Below are 20,338 nucleotides of genomic sequence, written 5' to 3'. Positions count from 1 at the left end.
CATGGGGCCATGTACGACTTTCCTGAGGCACCCTCGCCCTCGTTCCTGTTCGACCTGGACGGCACCCTGATCGACAGCGTCTACCAGCACGTGATCGCCTGGCGTCAGGCGCTTTCCGCGATGGGCATCGACCTGTCGGTGTGGCGCATCCACCGGCGCATCGGCATGAGCGGCGGCCTGTTCGTGACCGCGCTGCTGCGCGAGACGGGATTGAAGCTGACCGCCGAGCAGATCGACGAGCTGCAGACCACGCACGCCGACGCCTACGCCGAGCAGGTCGACTCGGTCAGGCCGCTGCCCGGCGCCGTGGAGCTGCTGACCGAGCTGACCGCGCGCGGCGTGCCCTGGGCGATCGCCACCAGCGGCTACGCCCGTACGGCGCGCCTCGCGCTGGGCATGCTCGGCCTGCCCGCGGACACGCCGATGGTCACCAGGGACATGGTGCGCAGGGCCAAGCCCGACCCCGACCTGTTCCTGGCGGGGGCGTCGCTGCTCGGCATCGATCCCGCCCATGCGATGGTGGTGGGAGACAGCGTCTGGGACCTGCTGGCCGCCCGCCGCGCGGGCGCGCTCGGGATCGGGCTGCTGTCGGGCGGCTACGGCCGCGACGAGCTCGAACGCTCGGGCGCCTTCCGGGTCTACGCGGATCCGGCAGACATGCTGAGCAGACTTGATGAGCTCGGGGTGCGGCTGGCCGGGTGACCCGTGGGAATATCGGGCCGAACCACCAGGCTGGATCCGAGCGTATCCACGACAGAGGAGCTTTCGATGGACTTGGCAGACATCGGCGTCACCGGCCTGGCCACGATGGGCCGCAACCTGGCCAGGAACCTGGCCGGGCACGGGTACGCGGTGGCCGTGCACAACCGTTCGGCGAGCCGTACGCAGGCCCTGGTCAAGGAGTTCGGCGGCGAGGGGACGTTCGTGCCGTCGGAGGACGTGGCCGGCTTCGTGGCCTCGCTCAAGCGGCCGCGGCGGGCGATCATCATGGTCAAGGCGGGTGCTCCCACGGACGCCGTGATCGAGGAGCTGGCCGCGGTGATGGAGCCGGGCGACATGATCGTCGACGGCGGCAACGCGCACTTCGCCGACACCCGCAGGCGGGAGGCGGCGCTGAAGGAGCGCGGCATCCACTTCGTCGGCACCGGCATCTCCGGCGGCGAGGAGGGCGCGCTGCACGGGCCCAGCATCATGCCCGGCGGTTCGGTGGAGTCCTGGGAGGCGCTCGGCCCGATCCTGCAGGACATCTCGGCCAAGGTGGACGGCGTGCCGTGCGCCGTGCACGTGGGCCCCGACGGGGCCGGGCACTTCGTGAAGATGGTGCACAACGGCATCGAGTACTCCGACATGCAGCTCATCGCCGAGTCCTATGACCTGCTGCGCCAGGCGCTCGGCGCCACCCCGGCCGAGCTGGCCGAGGTGTTCCGCGAGTGGAACCAGGGCGAGCTGGAGTCGTACCTGATCGAGATCACCGCCGAGGTGCTCGACCAGGTGGACGCGGCCACCGGCAAGCCGTTCGTGGACGTGGTGGTCGACCAGGCCGAGCAGAAGGGCACCGGCCGCTGGACCGTGCAGAGCGCGCTCGACCTGGGCGTGCCCGTGACCGGCATCGCCGAGGCCACCTTCGCCCGCGCCCTGTCGGGCCACCCCGAGCAGCGCGCCGCCGCCCGCTCGCTCGAGGGCCCCGAGCTGTCGGGCGTGGGCGGGCGCGAGCTGATCGAGGACGTACGGCACGCCCTGTACGCCTCGAAGATCGTGGCCTACGCGCAGGGCTTCGACCAGATGGCGGCCGCCTCCAAGGAGTACGGCTGGGACATCGACCTCGGGGCGATGGCCACGATCTGGCGCGGTGGCTGCATCATCAGGGCCCGCTTCCTCGACCGGATCCGTGAGGCCTACGACGCCGACCCGGACCTGCCGACGCTGCTGACCGCGCCCACCTTCGCGGCGGCGCTGAACGCGGCCCAGGAGGCGTGGCGGCGCGTGGTGACCACGGCCGTGCGGATCGGGGTGCCGACCCCCGGCTTCTCCTCGGCGCTGGCCTACTACGACGGGCTGCGCCGCGACCGGCTGCCGGCCGCGCTGGTGCAGGGGCTGCGCGACTACTTCGGCGCGCACACCTACCACCGGGTCGACCGCGAGGGCGCCTTCCACACCGACTGGTCGGGCGACCGCGCCGAGCACCCGGCCTAGGAGCCGAGGGCCCGGTTGGCCACCGCGGTGACCACGCAGTAGCCGATCGGGCCCGCCTCGTCGTGCAGGGTGCACTGGCCCGTCGCGATGCCCGCCGTGCTCAGGTGGCCGGTGGACTCGATCCCGATGTGCTCGCCCTCCGGCAGCCTGGCCAGCGTCAGCGTGTAGTCGGCGTTGATGAAGGCCACGCCCGCGGTGCCCGAGTTGCTGAGCGGGCTGGCGAAGTCGGCCGCCAGCGCGGCCCGCACGAACGGCGTCACCGGCTCCTCGCCGACCAGCGGGTGCGTCTCCCTGGTCCAGACCCGCTTGGGTCCGGCGGTCTCCCAGTCCGTCAGCCGCCACAGGTCGAACGGCGGCTCCCAGTTCACGGCCGGGAACGAGGCGGGCTCGGCGGGCGGCTTCTCGTCCCAGGGCGGGGTCACCATCCGCTCGCCGTCCGGCTGCTCGGCCTTCCTCAGCAGCACCGCGCTCGCGCGGCCGATCGGGCCCTGCTCGGTGCTGATGGCGACGTCGACGACCCGGATGCGGCGGCCGTCCCTGATCCTGGTGGTCGTCACCGACACCGGCAGCAGCGGGCTGTTGCGGAACAGGTCCACGGTGAGCCTGGCCGGGTGCAGGTCGCCGTCCAGGTGTTCCGCCTCGACGGCGCGGGCGGCCAGGCCGCCGAGCAGGCGGCCGTGCAGCATGTCGGGCGACCAGGGGCTGCGCGCGATCGGGGCGGGGACCAGGTCGCCGCCCTTGGCGCTGAAGAACGGTGTCGTCACAGAACGAGATTCTAGAGCAGGCGTCGGGCCAGGCGTCGTAGGTGGTCCTTCAGCTCGGGCGGCTCGAGCACCTCGAAGTCGACGTCGAGGAAGCAGACGACGACGCCGATCAGGCCGAGGTCGTCGCCGCGCAGGAGGAGGTCGCAGGTGTTCTCGTCGACCGGCGTGACGACGCCGGAGCTACGGCCTTCGATGGCGCCGGCCGGCGCCTTGATGCGGATCCTTGCCTCGATGGGCCACATATCCCGGCCGATCCGGATTTCTACCCACTTAGCGATATCCGTGGCGGGGAGGTCTCTTGGCGGGAAGCGGGGGCCGTTGGGGGTTCTGAGGTGGATCCTGTCGGCCCGGTAGGTGCGCCAGTCGCTCCTGTCGCTGTCCCAGCCCACGAGGTACCAGCGGCGTCCCTTGCTGACCAGGTTGTACGGCTCGGCCCGCCGTACGCTCGACTCGCCGTGGTGGTCGGTGTAGTCGAAGCGGAGCTGCTCCCTGTCGCGGCAGGCGGCGGCGATGCTCGTGAGCGTCTCCGGGTCGACCGTCGGGCCCTCCCTGGTGACCGGCAGGGTGTGGGTCTGCAGGGCGTTGACGCGGTGGCGCAGGCGGGCGGGCAGCACCTGCTCCAGCTTGGCCAGCGCGCGCAGCGACGTCTCCTCTATCCCGGTCACCGTGCCGCCCGCCGCGGTGCGCAGGCCCACCGCCACCGCCACGGCCTCCTCGTCGTCGAGCAGCAGCGGCGGCAGGCTGGCCCCCGCGCCGAGCCGGTAGCCGCCGGCCACGCCGGGGGAGGAGTGCACCGGGTAGCCCAGGCTGCGCAGCCGCTCGACGTCGCGCCTGACGGTCCTGACCGCCACGTTCAGCCGTTCCGCCAGGTCGGCGCTGGCCCACTCGCGCCTGGACTGCAACAGCGACAGCAGGCGCAGCAGCCGCGCCGAGGTATCCAACACGTCGCCCATTGTGGCCCGATCCTGGCCGCGATGCCTCCTAACGTGCTCGTCATGGAAGCCTTTCGGATCGACATCCCCCAGTCCCAGCTCGACGACCTGCACGAACGGCTGCGCCGTACTCGCTGGCCCGCGGAGCTGGAGTCCGTCGGCTGGTCGTACGGCGTGCCCGTCTCCGCCGTGCGGGAGCTGGCCTCGTACTGGCTTTCCGGCTACTCCTGGCGTGAACACGAGGAGCGGCTGAACCGGCTGCCGCAGTTCGTGACGGAGATAGACGGGCAGCGGGTGCATTTCGCGCACGTCCGCTCGGCCCGATCCGACGCGCTGCCGTTGCTGCTCACCCACGGATGGCCCAGTTCCTTCGCCGACTTCTCGCACCTCGCCGCGGAGCTGAGCCGCGACTTCCACCTGGTGATCCCGTCGATCCCCGGGTTCGGCTTCTCCGGTCCGACCCGGGTCGCCGGGTGGAGCGTCGCGCGGGTGGCCGCCGCCTGGGTGTCGCTGATGGCCTCGCTCGGATATTCGCGGTACGGCGTGCAGGGCGGCGACTTCGGGTCCCTGATCTCGCCCGCCGTGGCGAGGCTGGATCCTGATCATGTGGCAGGGGTGCACGTCAACGCGCTCACCACGTTCGCCGACGACGACATGGCGGGGCTCACTCCCGAGGAGGTGGAGCGGGCTCGAGGGGTGGAGCGCTGGCAGGAGATCTCCGGATATGCCGCCATCCAGTCGACCCGGCCGCAGACCCTGGCCTACGGGCTGGCCGATTCACCGGCCGGGCAGCTCGCCTGGAACCTGGACTGCTTCGAGTCCTGGGGCCGCGACGTCGGCGGCGTTCCCTGGGACGACGTGCTCACCAACGTATCGATCTACTGGTTCACGGACACGGCGGGCTCGTCGGGCCGCCTCTACCGGGAGAGCGCCGCCGCCTGGGAGCGCCCGTCGGCGCCCGGCACGACGCCGACGGGCGTCGCGGTCTTCGCCGGGGACAGCACCGTCAGGCGCTACGCGGAGAAGGCGCACAACGTGGTCCACTGGTCCGAATACCGCACGGGCGGCCACTACGCCGCCCTCCAGGCGCCCGACGAGCTGGCGCAGGACATCAGGAAGTTCTTCGGCTCCCTCGCCTGAGCGGCTCTTCCGGCCCAGCCCGTACGAACGGCGGAGCCTCCCCGAGGAGATCCAGCCGAACAGCTCCCGTTCGGCCCCGTCCGCACGAACGGCGGGCGGGGCCTGGGCGGACTACGCGGCGATGCAGAACGGATGGCCCTCGGGATCCAGCAGAACGACCCAGCCGCCGTTCCCCGGCTGGAACTCAGGCCGGGTGGCCCCCAACGCGACCAGCTCCTTCTCGGCGGACGCGAGATCATCCACCTTCAGGTCGAGATGCACGTGCTTACCGGCGTTCGGCCACCCCGGCCCCTGGTATCCGTCCACCCGCTGGAAGGCCAGCCCCACGGGCCCGCCCTCCACACTCGCCCAGTCGTCCCCGCTGTCGGCCACCTGCCAACCGGTCGCCTTGGCATAGAACTCCGCCAGCGCCGCCGGATCGCCCGAATCGAAAATCACTGTGGAGATGGAGGTAACAGTCATGCCTCCACCCTCTTCACCCACCCGCCCCCCGGTCTTGAACATCCTTGCACCCCCGGTCAGCTCACCCTCCGCCCTGCCGAGATGGATGCTCACCCCTCGGGAAGAAGCAAAGCGCATTACCGGGCACTGACGAAACTCCAATAGAAGTTACTCGTCGAATGGTCCAGGCGATGGTTGCGCGCGTGCGTTCTTTCGGCGCGGCAGCGAAGTTAGTGGTATTGGGGTCGTTTTCTTACCCCCTTCTTCGTGTCCATTCACGGGCGGAAAGCTGTCAGGCGGTGACCGGTGTGGGTAGCCAAGGCCGTCCAACAAGGGTGGCGTGGATGGCGTCGAGGGCGCGGATGCCGTGGCCCTTGGCGGTCGTCAGGTAGGAGTGCACGCGAAGATAACGGCCGAGCGTGGCCATGGTGTGCCAGTAGCCGGAGACCGCTTGATGCCGTTTAGGACCCTTGAGGGTCTGCTCACTGGCATTGTTCGTCCAGGGCGCGGCCAGATTTCTGGTGAAGGTCCAGACCTGCTCGGCCTTGTCCGCGAGCCGCCGGGCCAGGACATAGCCGGGATGATTGCCCTCGTGCCAGTCGCGGTGCCGGTTGGTGATCTCACCCCAGTTCACCGCCTGGTCGTAACGCTCGCGCAGGTCGGCGAGCAGATCCGGGTCGAGCTGGTTGCGGCCGTCGGCCAGTGCCGCGAGGACCGCCTGGTTGGCCTCGCGTAGCACCTGCTGCACGTCGGTGGCCCACTTCTGCCAGGTGGGATGCAGGTCGGCGACCTCCTGCAAGTGACGCAGCAGATGCTGAACGCACTGCTGGACCCCGCCGAGGTCGGCGTCGAACTGCTGCCAGCCCTTGTAATCGTCGCGGACGAACACGCCCCGCCAGCCAGACAGTACATCCAGGCCCTTCAACGCGTCCTTGGTCCGCGCGCCGATCGGCGCCAGCCACACCAGCCGCGCATCGGGGGTGCGGATGACCACCGCGTGCGGCTGCCCCGCCTTGGGCTCGCCGCTCACCTCGTCCCGGTCCTTGCACAGCACGTTGACCGGGCTTTCATCGCCGCACAGCACGTCTTCGGCGCGCAGTGCCGCCCGCATCGCCTCATCGAACCCAGCCGCGACCAGGCGTTCGTCGAAGCGTTCATGCGCGCGGGCCACGAACCCGCTCGACACCTTGGCGCCCAGCAGCGCCTCCATCACGTGCGCGGTCCGCTCGATCGGCGCGTTGCCGAAGAACGACAGCAGGATCGCCGCGCTGTTGACGTTCGCTCCGTACGACACTGTCCCGGGCTGCCTTCACGGCACAGCCGCGGTGGTGACCTTCGCACAGCATGAGCAGCGCATCCGGGGCGATCCGCAACCCAGGGCCACCGGAACCACTTGACGACAGAAACCATGGAGAGCCCGTTGCATTGAAAGGCGCACGGCGAGTGACCGGTGCTCCAGCCTGCGCGCTCACGAGATCCTCAACCGGCATAGGGGGTCTGAGCTGGGAACCTGAAGATCACCTGTGAGAGCTATGTAGATCTTCTTTTACCTGATCTTTGCTGATAGCTTCTGACCGAAATGTCAGAAATAGGCGACTCGTCATGTTATGTGGCGAGTCGCCTCCGTGTGTCTGCAGGAGCAACTGGGTGAACAACTTCACGGGGTACGGCCGCGCCTTACCCCCGACGCCACGACGAGGCCGAAGGCGCATGCTGCGGATCTTATCCGCCGCCGCCGCGATCACTCTGGCGGCAAGCCTGTCCGCTAGCCCTTCCTGGGCAGAAGAACCCACGCTGGAACCATCGACAACGTCGATCAGGAAGGAAATCGCACAGGTTTCCGACCTACCAATCGGCGACAAGGCCATCGAGACGGCAAAGAAGGAAGCCGTCAAGACCGGCAAGCGGGTGGAGATCCCCGATCGCAACACCGAGGCGCTTACCCTCTACGCCAACCCCGACGGCAAGACGCTCCGGATGGAGCTGCACAACCAGCCAGTCCGGGTCAAGGACGCCGATGGCAAGGGCTTCACCCCGATCGACACTACCCTTGTCGAAGAGGCTGGCGCGATCAAACCCAAGGCGATCAACGGAACCCTCACCCTGTCCGCCGGGCAGGACAGAACCCTGCTCAAGAGCCAAGCAACAGCAGGCGCCGACACAGCGAAGATCACCACGCCAGCAGCGCTGCCCAAGCCCACGTTGAAGGGCAGCACAGCGCACTACCCAGCCGCCTACGGCAAGGGCCGCGATCTCCTGGTGACCGCAACGGCGACCGGTTTTCGGCAGCAGGTCGTCCTCACCGAACGGCCTACCGGCCCGGTCGCCTTCAAAATGCCGGTGGCACTGCCCGCCGGACTCTCCTTCAGCAAGAACGCGCAAGCGCAGCCCATCATCGTGGGCAAGGACGGCAAGACGCTGACCGAGGTGCGGCCAACGCTCTTGCAGGACGCCAAGGCTGCCGACGCCTACGGCCCGATCGATGCGGGCAAGGTCGGTAAGGCCGCCGTCAGTCTCGATGGTGACGGTAAGACACTGGTGTTCACTCCGGACGCCGCGTTCCTGGCCGATCCTGCGGTCACCTATCCCGTGACCATGGCGGCAGTGGCAGACGACTGGTGGGAGACCCATACCGGCGCAGGCGGCCTGCCCAAACAGGGCTGGGACACCTTCGTCAACGACGCCGACTACCAAGACAGCTGGGACAACTTCCCCCTGGACCGGATCCTGGTCGGCAAGTCCAACAGTGGAACCGTGCGCTGGCGCAGCTACATCAAGTTTCTCGACATGCCCGCCGAGTTCCGAGGCATGAAGGTACAGAACGCCGACCTGATCCTCTGGAACCACCTGTCCAACGACTGCGGGGACTCCGTCGGCTCCGGCGTTACCACCCGACGTGTCACCTCGGCCTGGGACGAGGCGACCATGACGTGGAACAGCCAGCCGTCGGTCACCACAACGGGTCAGATCACCGAGTACGGCGCCTATAGCCCTAACTGCACCAGCGGAGCCGCGAGCTGGGCGGGCAAGGAATGGGACCTGATCTACTCGATCGACGAGATCGTCCAGGCATGGTCGGACGGCGCCCCCAACTACGGTGTCCAGCTCACCGCCGGCAACGAATCGGACCTCACCAACTGGCGCCGCTACCGCACCGACGAAGCAGGCGGTTGCAGGACCACCCCACTTGAGGCCTGCAAGGGACAGCTCCACCCACCGATCCTTACCGTGGACTTTGAACCGCCTCCGCCGTCGGTGCCAAACATTGGATATTGGCTTTATCCTGGAGAGCCCCATCCGGCGACGGCGGACGAGATCCGCGCCTTTGCGGCCGATCCGGCGAAGGGACGCTCTGCAACTGCTCTTCCAAGCCCTGAAGATGTTTCGTGGGAGAAGGCCTCGGAGCTTAAGCTCCGTTCCAGCCAGGACATCTCCACCTCGGCAGACGATCTTCTGAATGGTCCTGCGCCTGTCGAGGAACCACAGCCTGATGCAACTCCGCCGAGCGTCGTGACAACATCGCCCGCCAGGGACGCAACCAACACGGCCATCAAGCTTGATGTCTGGGCTGTTTTCAGCGAGGACGTATCGAAGGCTGAGATAACTCTCAATGATGCCGCTGGAAACGCTGTTCCCGGAACTAGAATAACCGGCCAGGGTGCGGATTTCATCGGATTTACCCCAACTGAACCCCTGACGCCAGGGTCGGTTTACGCTGCCCAGCTAAGTGGGGTCGAGGATTTAGCGGGTAACGCGATGACCCCCTACTCCTGGTCGTTTACGACTGATGGCACGCCACCGGCGGTGTCTTCGGTGAGTCCGGTGGCCGAGGCGACTGATGTTCCAATCACCACGCCGATTACAGTGACATTCAGCGAAGTGGTCACGGACGCCCAGTTCACGCTGAAGGACTCCGGCGGATCCGCGATTGCTGGAACCTCGGTGATGGATAACACCGATCGAGTGCTCACCTTCACTCCTGCGCAGCCGATTGCTGAGACCTCCACCTACACCGCCGAGGTGTCCAGCGCAAAGGACCTCGCGGGCAACGCCTTGACCGCGCCGTACAGCTGGTCGTTCACTACTGGTGCGAAACCACCGACCGGGCTCGTAGCGGCGTACGGCATGGACGAAGGTGTCGGGACGAGCGTGAGCGACTCCTCCGGCCACAACAACACCGGAACGGCCACTGCCACCTCGTGGCAGAACGGAAAGTACGGTAAGGCGCTGTCGTTCAACGGCACCTCCAGCTGGGTGACCGCCCAGGATGCCGCCTCGCTGCGCTTGGAGAGCAGGATGACGCTGTCGGCCTGGGTCAACCCTACGACGGTGAATGGCTGGAGAAGTGTTGTCGGCAAGGAACTCCAAGCAGCCGACGCCGTCTCCTACCTGCTCTACGCCTCCAACGGGACGGTTCCCTCCAGTTGGGCGAAGACGTCTCCCGCGGAGCCGGCGGTCGTCAACGGCACCTTACCCTTGCCGATCAACACCTGGAGCCACTTGGCAGCGACCTACGACGGCGCTGCCCTGCGGCTGTTCGTCAACGGTCAGCAGGTAGCCGAGATCGCGCTCAACGGCGCTCTTGTCGACGACGGCAGCCCGTTGCGGATTGGCGGCAATCAGGTGTGGGGTGAGTACTTCAGTGGTCTGATCGATGAGGTGCGCGTCTACAACCGGGCCCTGAGCATCCCGGAGATCCAAGCCGATATGAACACTCCCGTCGGCTCCGCGACACCAGACCCCGACACAACCCCGCCGACTGTTTCTGCGGTCAGTCCGGTAGCCGGTGCGACGGGTATTCCAGTTACGACGCCGGTGACTGCGACGTTCAGTGAAGCGGTAACCGACGCTCAGTTCACGCTGAAGAACTCCTCAGGTACGGCGGTAGCCGGATCCTCCGCGATGGACGCTGCCCAGCGGGTGCTGACGTTCACTCCCGCGCAGTCGCTGGCGGAGAACGCCGCGTACACTGCCGTGGTGTCCGGAGCCAAGGACCTCGCAGGCAACGCTATCGCCGAGCCGTACACGTGGTCGTTCACCACCGGCACGAAACCACCGTCCGGGCTGGTTGCGGCCTACGGCATGGACGAGGGCGTGGGCACAACCGTGGGCGACTCCTCCGGCCAGAGCAATACCGGAGTCGCCCGGGATACCACCTGGACCACGGGCAAGTACGGGAAGGCGCTGTCGTTCAACGGCACCTCCAGCTGGTTGACGGTGGAGCACGCTGCTTCGTTGCGCTTGACGAACAAGCTCTCGCTGTCGGCGTGGGTGCGGCCCTCCACGCTGGACAGCCTGTGGCGGACGGTGCTGATGAAGGAGCATGCCGAGGGCGGCGTCTACGGTATCTATGCTTCATCCGAGTACAACTCGCCGGCGGGCTGGTTCAAAACCACTTCCGAAGGTGGCGGGCTCGTCGGTGAGGACCCGCTGCCGCTGGACCAGTGGAGCCACCTGGCGGTCACCTATGACGGTGCCTTCGCGTGCTTGTACGTCAACGGCACGCTAGTGTCGCGGGCGGCGCTGACCGGCGACATCGTGGATGACGGAGGTGCTCTCCGGATGGGAGGCAACGCCTTCTGGGATGAGTTCTACACCGGACTCATCGACGAGGTACGGATCTACAACCGTGTCCAGAGCGAAGCCGAGATCCAGGCCGACATGAACACGCCGATCGGCGCTGCGGCGAGCAGAACGCCACAAGAGCTCAGCCTGGGTACCTCGGACCCCGCGGGGATCGCGAAGCTGACGGTCGACGACAGCCGCACCGTGGACGGCGTCACCACCGTCTCCACCCTCACCCCCCGCCTGACCACCTGGCTGCCCGCTGGGCGCCACGACGAGGCGAAAGTCGAGGTGGAAATTTCTCGCCTCCCCGCCAAGGCCAGCAAGCCCGGCAAGTTCGTCAAGACGGACGAGACCACTGAGGGCAAGCAACTGGTCTGGTCAGGTCAGGCCACCGCCAAGCGCGCCGACTCCCGGGTGACGCTGCAGGTCCCCAGTGGGCGGCTGGGAGACGGCCATTCGGTGAGATGGCGCGCCCGCGCGACCGCTTCCGGTGCCAACGGCGCCTGGACTGGTTGGCACACCATCAGCGTGAGCATCGCTGCAGCCACACCTACTGAGACTCGCCCAGTCCAGCGTAAACTCGACAACGCCGTCGTCCAGAGCGCGCCAGCCGCAGACGACCCGATTCCGATTTATGAATTCGATCGCATTACCCCCGACGACTGCAAGAAGGAAATCGCCAAAGCGGGTCGTCCGCAGGGCTGGATCAAGAACCACTATGCCTGGTGCTCCATCGGCGACGTTTCGGCGATAGACAGCTCCACCCCCAACTGCCGCATCACCTTCTGCCAGGCCAAGGGAAAGGTGATGACCATTGCCCACACCTTCCACGGCAAGGGCAGTCTGGGCGCGGATGAAGCAAAGGGTGCCACATCGCGAGACATCGTGATTGACGTCTACTACTTGGACAAGAAACTCGACGACATCTATAACATAGGCATCGGTTCGCGCCAAATGACGATCGGCGTGAATCCAGTGGGCACCCGATGCCAGCACGTGACCGAATTCGGGGGTAGTCCAAACCTCAATTATCGCACCATGTCGATAAATAGCTGGGACGGCAGCACTGCACGGTTCCGACTGCGCTGCCCCAAGGAGAAAGCGGATCCGACGCGGACACTTGTCTGGGAAGAGCACGACAACGGAACTCCCGCCAAGACCGAAGATAGGGCAAACGTGGAAGCCGTAACAATCGACGGCTTCCGAACGTATGTGAACTGGCCGAACTGGCCGGGTATTCAAGGCTATTATTCGGTTTCAGGGAAACCTCTCGAGGATCGCACCATTGTTCGGTGCGACAGCGCTAGCTACATCGCAGGCGATGGTGGCTGCATCTTCGACAGCGCAATCCCCTCGATCGTATTCAGCACCGGTTCAGGCTATGACGCTGCATACGAGCATTACTGGAAGGCCTGCAACGATCCCAACGACACCTACGAGAAGCCTCTCGGCTACGTCGGCCCCGGAGGAGGGGCAGGGAAGACCATCATCCAGGGATGCGGCGGCGAGGATAAGAGCAGGGCATGGCTCCACAGACTGTCAGGCGACCTCGCCGACACCTACCGTAGAAAGTATACGCGACCGAAGTGCATAGAGATCTGGGGAGTAAACTACACGCAGAACCAAACCCGTCAATGCGATGAATACCCCTTCGCCTCCACCTATGAGCGATGGGAATGGTCCTCGCTCTGGGACGGCGACAAGCCGGCCAATCCCGACAAGTTTTCGGTCTGCCCCATTCCGAATGACGACAACAAAAAGGCCGGTGACGCGCTCGACAAGAGATTCTATCTTCGAGACCGGATCCTGCATGGCGATCCGTTTTTCGTCCGATTCAAAACCAAGATCGACCTGCGGCCGATCGAGCAACTCTGCGGCAATCCCTCCAAGGAATACCAAGATTGGGATGATCGCAGACGGTAGAGCATCGGGCGACGCTCTCTAGCGTCACGCGATAAGCACACCCTGGTTGAGCTGGCTCGGGTGCCCAGAATGGAAGTTTTAGCGCTCCCGGGCCGGCTCGACATGAACCATCTTCCCAATCGACTTATCGAGGAGTAGTATCAGGCATCATGTACGATCTTGCTGCAATTGATTACTATCTGCCCTTGCTGCGTTCCAGCTCTGTTCAGTGGCTATCCGATCGAATGTGGTGGATCTCTGTCACGCCAAACGCTCATCAATCGATTAAGATCGACGATATCCACGAAGTTCTCGCAGGTGGGACTCCGCCCGAGGTTCGCCAAGAAGACGGATACGAACTTCCAATAACGCTGCACTGTCCGATAGCGGCATTCTTTGTCCATCGATCCGCGGGAGATGGGACGATCTCGATCCTCAACCTATCCTCTGAATCCACCTCTCTGAGAGACTACTGCCGCGTTCTGAGCAGCGGTGCGTCGGCGCTGGGAATCGAGTGGGGTGGCAAAACTTGGGAGGCCATTACGTATGCCGAGGATGGGGATATTGTCGCGTCTTTCCCTGAAGGTTTCTCGCGCGAGCTCGCTGACGGAACCAATCCGGAAGCACTTAGTCGAGAACTGCAATTCATCCACCAATTTTCCGAGGACAGTCCTGCTGGCGTTCTCGCGCAAAAGGCAGCGGCGCTGGCAATCCTGGAAGCTCGATCAGGACTCCGCATAACCGAAGAGTGGCTAAATTCAACCCACGAAGTCGTCTACGTCGACGTTCCGGTCAGCGATTCGGTACACCGTGGTGCCACCGCTTCGCAACCAACAATTCCGAATTCTTCGGATGTGTGGCCGCACAGCAAGAAGTCTGCACTTCTCTTCTGGATTATTGACCTACTTGCCACGAAATTCGGCTTTGAATGGCCGGAAATTTCAGAGGCTCGTAGCGCTTACGGTTCAGGGCGTGTTCCCGAGGAAGCGCTCCACGCAGAGGTCATGGACCGCACGCTTCGCCTCGGTCGAGATTGGCTGGAGGCTACCAATGAATATGAATCTTCCGCTGCGAACTCTGAGTCCAAAAGGTTGCGATGGAGGGCTGGGATTGCCATCCGAGTTGCGCTTAGGGAGATCGAACAGGGCAACCCCAAATTGTCTTCGCTTCAGCTTGCCAAAGAAGCTCTTGGGATGGAATGGCCGACTGTCCAGCAGCATATCCTCAACCTTTGATCTAAGGAGATTATGGGTTTCTGGACTCACGAGATTACTTTCCGTGAGACCGTGAATGCATGGCGTTAAGAGGGCGTCGAGCCACATTTGCCCGGCCTTCGTACCTGATCCGCCCACACGCGTCGGCATGGCCTCCGCGCTCGGTCCCAACGCACCCGATGGCCCCACCTCCGCCCTCTGTCGCTACGCGCTCGGCAACGCGGTCTCATCCGCATCTCCGTACGCGCATGGACGCCCACCTCGTGACCATGGTCTCCTTCGCACCGGCAGCGGGCCACCTCATCGACGCCCACGCGGATTGTCAGGATTCCTTCGCCAAGAGTCCCCGGACTCCAGTCCTGGGGGAATGGCGTTTGGGCTGCCCGCCTGTTCGATCTTGGGTAAACTTCACGACGTGAAGTTCGTTGTGCAGGTGCGCCTGTTTCCCACGCCCGCCCAGGAGGCGGCGCTGGCGGACACGTTGCGTCTGTGCAACGAAGCGGCGAACGTGGTGTCCCGTATCGCGTGGGAGATCAACACGTTCCGGAACTACGACCTGCGCAGACACACCTACAGCGCTCTGAAGGAGATGGGGCTGTCGGCGCAGCCCGCCCAGCACGTGATCAAGAAGGTGGCCGACGCCTACACCACCGTCCGCGCCCAGGTGAAGGCCAAGCTGCGTGAGGCGCTCATGAGACCGATCGGGTTCCGGTGTGATGCTGCTCAGCCGTTCGATGACCGCTGCCTGTCCTGGCAGATCCCGGCCCGGACGGTGTCCCTCTGGACCACCCACGGACGCACGAAGGGCATTCGGTTCGGTTGCTCCGATGAGCAGGCCCGGCTCCTGGCGGCGTACCGCAGGGGCGAGTCTGACCTGGTCCACCGTGACGGCTTGTGGCTGCTGATTGCCACCTGCGACGCCCCCGACACCGACGTCACCGACCCGGACGCCTTCATCGGCGTGGACCTTGGGATCGCGAACATCGCCACCACCAGCGATGGGGTCAAGCACGCGGGCAAGGCTCTGAACGCGGTACGGCACCGCAACCGGCAACTGCGCCGCAAGTTGCAGGCCAAGCGGACCAAGTCCGCGAAGCGGTTGTTGAAGCGGCGCCGTCGCGCTGAGGCGAGGTTCGCGCGGGACATCAACCACCGCATCTCGAAAAGCATCGTGACCGAGGCTGCACGCACCGGACGCGGTATCGCACTCGAAGACCTGAGTGGGATCCGTGAACGGGTACGGCTGCGCAAGCCCCAGCGGGTCACGCTGCACTCGTGGAGCTTCCACCAGCTCGGAAGCTTCATCGCCTATAAGGCGGCCCGTGCCGGTGTCGCCCTGGTACGCGTGGATCCGGCGTACACCTCCCAAGAGTGTTCGGCGTGTGGGCACGTGGACAAGCGCAACCGGCCTGACCAGGAAACCTTCGTCTGCATGTCGTGCGGCTTTGCTGAGCACGCCGACGTCAACGCGGCCCGCAACATCGCCATGCGCGGTGTCGCGGGCTGGGCTGCCGTCATGCAGCCGAACGCGGCCTGACCCGTATCCGCCAGATACGGCGAGGAGCTGCAAGCCCCTGGCTTCAGCCACGGGGTCATGACACCTCAGGCGTACCCTTTCGCACATGCGTTCAGCCGTTCGCCTCGGCACTGGAGCCGGATTCACCATCGACGCCGTAACCTGCGTCGACGACCACCGCTCGTGGTCCCCCACGGAGGTGAGCTCCGCCTACCGCATGGTCCTGGTGCGCCGCGGCCGCTTCCGCCGCATGGCCAACGGCCTCCCCGCCGACCTGGACCCCACCATCGCCTACCTAGGCATCCCCGGCGAGGAAGAACACTTCGCCCACCCCACCGGCGGCGACCTCTGCACCTCAATAGCCCTAACTCCCACCCTCTGGCACACCCTCCTACCCTCCCTCCCCATCCCAACCTTCAGCTCCCCACCCACCCCAGCACTGCCCTCACCCACCCCCACCACCCCTCGACGCGCCCCCGCGGCCGCCGTAAACCCCCCTTCCATGCCCACCACCGCTCGACGCACCCCCGCAGCTGCCGTGAACGCCCCACCCGCCCCAACGAGCGCGGCGCCACCCTCCGCCAGTTCCCGGCACCATCCGGCCAACGCCTCGCCCACTCCGACGGGCTCCCTGCGCGACGCCGCGATCAGGCGCGATCCCGCACGTCCACCGCGTGATCCCGCTGCCACCGCACCCGCTGACGCGAGTGTTCTGCGCGACACCGGAGCCCGGGTCGATCCCGCTAGTTCGCCACGTTCCTCCTCGGGTGCCCAGCGTGATCTCGACCCGGCGGCGCCGACGCGGGCAACCGGTTCGCTGTCAAGGGATGCCGCACGGTCGACGCGCCCTGCGAGGCAACTGGCGGCGACCGGGAGGCGAGTGTTGCCGTCAACGTTCTACGTGGATGCGCGGGTCGATCTGGCGCATCGGCGGGTGCTGGTGGCCGGCCGTACGGGCGATGTCGCGTATGCACTCACCGAGTCGCTCGTCTCGTTGGTGGCCGCCGCGGTGGAGAGCCGGCCTGAGTGCTCGTCCGGCAAGCCGATCGTGGACGCCGCCAGAGAGGCCATCGCCTCGGGGCATTCGGCCGCCGAAGGGCTGCTTCCGCTGGCCGAATATCTGGACGTCTCGCCGTACCAGCTGAGCCGCGCCTTCACCCGGGAGCTCGGCGTCTCCCTGACCCACTACCGCAACCGCGTCCGGGTCGGCGCCGCACTCGACCGCCTGGAAGAGGGCGAGCCCAGCCTGGCTGTGCTGGCCGCCGACCTGGGCTTCGCTGACCAGGCCCACCTGACCCGCACGATCCGCCACCACGTAGGCCACACCCCCACCACACTCCGCCGCCTGCTGACCCCGGGAGGCACCGCCGATGCCCCCTGACCCCACCCACCCCCCAACCCCAACCCCACCCACCCCTCAACCCCCACCCCCAACCCCACCCACCCGGCAAGACCCGAACGTCAGCTCACCCACCCAGCAGGATGGGGGCGATGATGGTTGACGAGTCGGTCGTCATCGCTGTGCCGGTGGGTGTGGTGTGGCGGGCGCTCGCGGATCCGGGGGAGCGGGCCGAGTGGTGGGACTACATCGACCTCGACCTGGTCCCCGGAGGCAAGCTCGAGGAACGCTGGAGCGATGAGCACGGCGAGCCGATGGTGACCCTCGGCCAGGTGATGGAGGTGGACGAGGTGCGTCTGATTCGCTTCACCTGGGCCGACGAGGGCCAGCCCGTGCCGACCGAGGTGCACATCTCGCTCCACCCCCAGGGCGGCGTCACCCTGGTCCGTATCCGGGAGTCCGGTCGGGACCTCATGCCCGACGGGAACGCCCTCGCATCCGACCACCGCGCCGGCTGGCGCGTCCACCTCACCAACCTCCGCCGCCACCTCGAACGCACCTGACCTGACCACGCGAAACTCAGGCACACGGCTCCGGGATCTCCCGCACGGCACACGGTCGCTCCACGTCGGCAGCCATCGAAGTCACCAACCGGGTCGGGAGAGAGCTGGTACCCGGCTATCGCCGGGCCATGGGCTCTCGCTACAGCGTGCCCGCCTGGTTGGAGGGGTTTTGCGGTTTGTGGGGCTTGTTGGGCGGGTTATCGGGCAATGGGCACCCTGGAGGAGGAGCAATGACCGATATGCCACCATTTGGGTCTTTCTTTGGGCGAGACCCGTTCCGAGGATTCGAAGAGCTCACCGGCCGCGTATTCGGCGACATGGACGCATGGCCGCCGACCCGCCCCAGTGTGCAACGCGTGGACGTGGGCAAGTTGCTCAGCGCCTCCGCCAAGGAGGTCCTGTCCAGCGCGCTGGACATCGCGGGCCGGCGCGGCGCCCCCGACCTGGACGCGCTCGACCTGCTCGACGCCCTGGCCGATAACGACCAGACGAAGGCCATGCTGCAGGCCGCGGGCGTCGACCTGGGCAGGCTGCGCGACCGGATCGACCAGAGCGCTGCGGAGGGCACCGCCACCGAGCCGCCCACCACGCTCAGCCCGGCCGCCAAGCGGGCCATCCTGGACGCCCAGCGCATCTCGAGAGCGCTGGGTTCTTCGTACATCGGCCCCGAGCATCTGCTGCTCGCGCTGGCAGCCAACCCCGACTCGACCGCGGCCAGGCTCCTGGAGGAGCAGGGCGTGACGGCCGACGACCTGCAGGATGCGATCCTGCTCGTCCGCAGGCGCCAGGCCGGCATGGGTGCGCAGGAGCAGGGGCAGGGGCAGGGCACGAGCGACACGCCCGCGCTCGACGAGTACGGCAGGGACATCACCGAGCAGGCCCGCCAGGGCAAGATCGACCCGGTCGTCGGCCGGGAGGACGAGATCGAGCAGGCCATCGAGGTGCTGTCGCGGCGTACCAAGAACAACCCGGTGCTCATCGGCGAGCCCGGCGTCGGCAAGACCGCGATCGTCGAGGGCATCGCGCAGCGCATCGTCAACGGCGAGGTGCCCGACACGCTGAAGGACCGCAGGGTGATCGCCCTCGACCTGACCGGCATGGTGGCCGGGTCGAAGTACCGAGGCGAGTTCGAGGAGCGCATCAAGAAGGTCATCGACGAGGTGGTCGCGCACTCCGAGGAGACCATCGTCTTCATCGACGAGGTGCACACCCTGGTCGGCGCGGGCTCGGCCGAGGGCGGCATGGACGCCGCCAACATCCTCAAGCCCGCGCTGGCGCGCGGCGAGCTGCACGTGATCGCGGCCACCACGATCGACGAGTACCGCAAGAACATCGAGAAGGACGCCGCGCTCGAGCGCCGCTTCCAGCCGATCCTGATCGCCGAGCCCACGGTCGACCAGACGATCGAGATCCTGACCGGGCTGCGCGACGCCTACGAGGCGCACCACCAGGTCCGCATCACCGACGAGGCGCTGGACGCCGCCGCGAACCTGTCGGACCGCTACATCAGCGACCGCTTCCTGCCCGACAAGGCGATCGACCTGATGGACCAGGCCATGGCCAGGGTACGGCTGCGGTCGCGCACCCCTGGCGCCGAAGTGCGGGAGCTGGAGGAACGCCTGGAGGCGCTGCGCCGCGACAAGGACCAGGCGGTCTCCGACGACGACTTCGACCGGGCCAAGGAGATCACCGCCGAGATCGACAAGCTCAGGCCCGAGCTCGAGGCGGCCCGCCACGGCCACGAGGAAGTGCCGCTGGTCATGGTCGAGGACATCGCCGAGGTCGTCTCGCGCCGCACCGGTATCCCGGTCACGCAGCTCACCGAGCAGGAGCGCGACCGCCTCATGCGCCTGGAGCAGCAGCTGCACGAGCGGGTGATCGGCCAGGACGAGGCCGTCACGGCCATCGCGGAGGCCGTACGGCGGGCCAGGGCAGGCCTAGCCGACCCGAACCGCCCCGTGGGCAGCTTCCTGTTCCTCGGCCCGACGGGTGTCGGCAAGACCGAGCTGGCCCGAGCGCTGGCGGCGACCCTGTTCGGCGGCGAGGATCACATGATCCGCATCGACATGAGCGAGTTCCAGGAGCGGCACACCGTGTCGCGGATGATCGGCGCGCCGCCCGGATACGTCGGATACGAGGAGGCGGGCCAGCTCACCGAGGCCGTACGCCGCCGCCCGTACAGCGTGGTCCTGCTCGACGAGATCGAGAAGGCCCACCCGGACGTGATGAACATCCTGCTGCAGATGCTGGACGACGGCCGCCTGACCGACGGTCAGGGCCGCACGGTCGACTTCACCCACACGATCGTCATCATGACCAGCAACATCGGCGCCCAGATGATCCTGGACGCCAAGGGCGACACGCCGGAGCTGCGGGACAGGCTGATGGACCTGCTGCGCCACTCGCTGCGGCCCGAGCTGCTCAACCGGATCGACGAGACGATCATCTTCAAACGGCTGGAGCGCGAGCAGCTGCGCCAGATCGTCGACCTGCTGCTGGACAAGACGCGTCAGCGGCTGCGCGGTCAGGGCATCTCGCTCGAGGTGACGGACGCCGCCAAGGACTGGCTGGCCGAGCGCGGCTACCAGCCCGAGTTCGGCGCCCGCCCGCTGCGCCGCACGGTCCAGCGGGAACTCGACAACCGCCTGTCCACCATGGTCCTCACCGGCGAGGTGGACAAGGGCGGCACCGTCGAGGTCGACGTCAGCGACGACCAGCTCGTCCTGCGGGCCCTGGCGCCGGCGGGCGCCGGCGCGTCGGAGTGAT

Annotated in this window: 13 protein-coding genes; 9 read left to right on the top strand and 4 right to left on the bottom strand. The window is 66.6% G+C overall.

Translation table 11 applies throughout. The annotated features are described in order from the left end of the window. The first annotated feature begins 9 nt into the window (after window positions 1-9). Both KIK09_RS00890 and gnd read left to right on the top strand, forming a co-directional pair. Window positions 10-702 carry an HAD family hydrolase gene (locus KIK09_RS00890; protein WP_214316672.1) on the top strand — a complete coding sequence of 231 codons (693 nt, stop codon included), beginning with the start codon at window positions 10-12 and terminating at the stop codon, window positions 700-702. A 66-nt stretch (window positions 703-768) separates the two neighbouring features. Beyond that, on the top strand, window positions 769-2,193 hold the full coding sequence (gene gnd, locus KIK09_RS00885) for an NADP-dependent phosphogluconate dehydrogenase (protein ID WP_214316671.1): 1,425 nt from the start codon (window positions 769-771) through the stop codon (window positions 2,191-2,193). On the opposite strand, the gene KIK09_RS00880 is transcribed toward gnd, so the two are convergent. Then, on the bottom strand, window positions 2,190-2,957 hold the full coding sequence (locus KIK09_RS00880) for an acyl-CoA thioesterase domain-containing protein (RefSeq protein ID WP_308163869.1): 768 nt from the start codon (window positions 2,955-2,957) through the stop codon (window positions 2,190-2,192). The genes gnd and KIK09_RS00880 overlap by 4 nt on opposite strands. Window positions 2,958-2,968: 11 nt before the next feature. Next, window positions 2,969-3,901, bottom strand: a complete 933-nt coding sequence (locus KIK09_RS00875; protein WP_214316670.1) for a helix-turn-helix transcriptional regulator — start codon at window positions 3,899-3,901, stop codon at window positions 2,969-2,971. A 51-nt stretch (window positions 3,902-3,952) separates the two neighbouring features. On the opposite strand from KIK09_RS00875, the gene KIK09_RS00870 reads away from it, so the two are divergent. Next, on the top strand, window positions 3,953-5,029 hold the full coding sequence (locus tag KIK09_RS00870; RefSeq protein WP_250572474.1) for an epoxide hydrolase family protein: 1,077 nt from the start codon (window positions 3,953-3,955) through the stop codon (window positions 5,027-5,029). Between the two features lie 111 nt (window positions 5,030-5,140). Here the strand turns inward: KIK09_RS00870 and KIK09_RS00865 are convergent, their stop codons facing one another. Beyond that, window positions 5,141-5,533 (bottom strand): VOC family protein, encoded by a 393-nt coding sequence (locus KIK09_RS00865; RefSeq protein ID WP_250572473.1) that lies wholly within the window; start codon window positions 5,531-5,533, stop codon window positions 5,141-5,143. Window positions 5,534-5,762: 229 nt separating this feature from the next. Beyond that, entirely contained in the window at window positions 5,763-6,764 is a 1,002-nt protein-coding gene (locus KIK09_RS00860) for an IS66 family transposase (RefSeq protein ID WP_214316668.1), read from the bottom strand. A gap of 416 nt (window positions 6,765-7,180) precedes the next feature. On the opposite strand from KIK09_RS00860, the gene KIK09_RS00855 reads away from it, so the two are divergent. The 6 genes from KIK09_RS00855 (at window position 7,181) to KIK09_RS00830 (ending at window position 20,337) form a co-directional block, all read left to right on the top strand. Beyond that, window positions 7,181-12,961 carry a LamG-like jellyroll fold domain-containing protein gene (locus tag KIK09_RS00855; RefSeq protein ID WP_214316667.1) on the top strand — a complete coding sequence of 1,927 codons (5,781 nt, stop codon included), beginning with the start codon at window positions 7,181-7,183 and terminating at the stop codon, window positions 12,959-12,961. Between the two features lie 149 nt (window positions 12,962-13,110). Then, window positions 13,111-14,175 (top strand): DUF6461 domain-containing protein, encoded by a 1,065-nt coding sequence (locus KIK09_RS00850; RefSeq protein ID WP_214316666.1) that lies wholly within the window; start codon window positions 13,111-13,113, stop codon window positions 14,173-14,175. A gap of 394 nt (window positions 14,176-14,569) precedes the next feature. Then, window positions 14,570-15,691 (top strand): RNA-guided endonuclease InsQ/TnpB family protein, encoded by a 1,122-nt coding sequence (locus tag KIK09_RS00845; RefSeq protein WP_308163868.1) that lies wholly within the window; start codon window positions 14,570-14,572, stop codon window positions 15,689-15,691. An 862-nt stretch (window positions 15,692-16,553) separates the two neighbouring features. Continuing rightward, entirely contained in the window at window positions 16,554-17,051 is a 498-nt protein-coding gene (locus KIK09_RS57250) for a helix-turn-helix domain-containing protein (RefSeq protein ID WP_250572472.1), read from the top strand. A 110-nt stretch (window positions 17,052-17,161) separates the two neighbouring features. Further along, window positions 17,162-17,572: an SRPBCC family protein gene (locus tag KIK09_RS00835; RefSeq protein WP_214316664.1), complete on the top strand. Its 411-nt coding sequence runs from the start codon at window positions 17,162-17,164 to the stop codon at window positions 17,570-17,572. Window positions 17,573-17,802: 230 nt separating this feature from the next. Beyond that, window positions 17,803-20,337 carry an ATP-dependent Clp protease ATP-binding subunit gene (locus KIK09_RS00830; RefSeq protein ID WP_214316663.1) on the top strand — a complete coding sequence of 845 codons (2,535 nt, stop codon included), beginning with the start codon at window positions 17,803-17,805 and terminating at the stop codon, window positions 20,335-20,337. The last annotated feature ends 1 nt before the right edge of the window (window position 20,338 follow it).

Source organism: Nonomuraea sediminis, assembly GCF_018531495.1.
GTDB classification, from domain to species: Bacteria; Actinomycetota; Actinomycetes; order Streptosporangiales; family Streptosporangiaceae; genus Nonomuraea; species Nonomuraea sediminis.
This window is presented reverse-complemented; position numbering and strand designations above follow the sequence as displayed.

Excerpts from the sequence above, each read along its gene's own strand:
- gnd (WP_214316671.1), top strand. The coding sequence starts at position 769 with ATGGACTTGGCAGACATCGGCGTCACCGGCCTGGCCACGATGGGCCGC.
- KIK09_RS00890 (WP_214316672.1), top strand. The coding sequence starts at position 10 with ATGTACGACTTTCCTGAGGCACCCTCGCCCTCGTTCCTGTTCGACCTG.
- KIK09_RS00835 (WP_214316664.1), top strand. The coding sequence starts at position 17,162 with ATGATGGTTGACGAGTCGGTCGTCATCGCTGTGCCGGTGGGTGTGGTG.
- KIK09_RS00830 (WP_214316663.1), top strand. The coding sequence starts at position 17,803 with ATGACCGATATGCCACCATTTGGGTCTTTCTTTGGGCGAGACCCGTTC.
- KIK09_RS00855 (WP_214316667.1), top strand. The coding sequence starts at position 7,181 with ATGCTGCGGATCTTATCCGCCGCCGCCGCGATCACTCTGGCGGCAAGC.
- KIK09_RS00850 (WP_214316666.1), top strand. The coding sequence starts at position 13,111 with ATGTACGATCTTGCTGCAATTGATTACTATCTGCCCTTGCTGCGTTCC.
- KIK09_RS00870 (WP_250572474.1), top strand. The coding sequence starts at position 3,953 with ATGGAAGCCTTTCGGATCGACATCCCCCAGTCCCAGCTCGACGACCTG.
- KIK09_RS00865 (WP_250572473.1), bottom strand. The coding sequence starts at position 5,533 with ATGTTCAAGACCGGGGGGCGGGTGGGTGAAGAGGGTGGAGGCATGACT.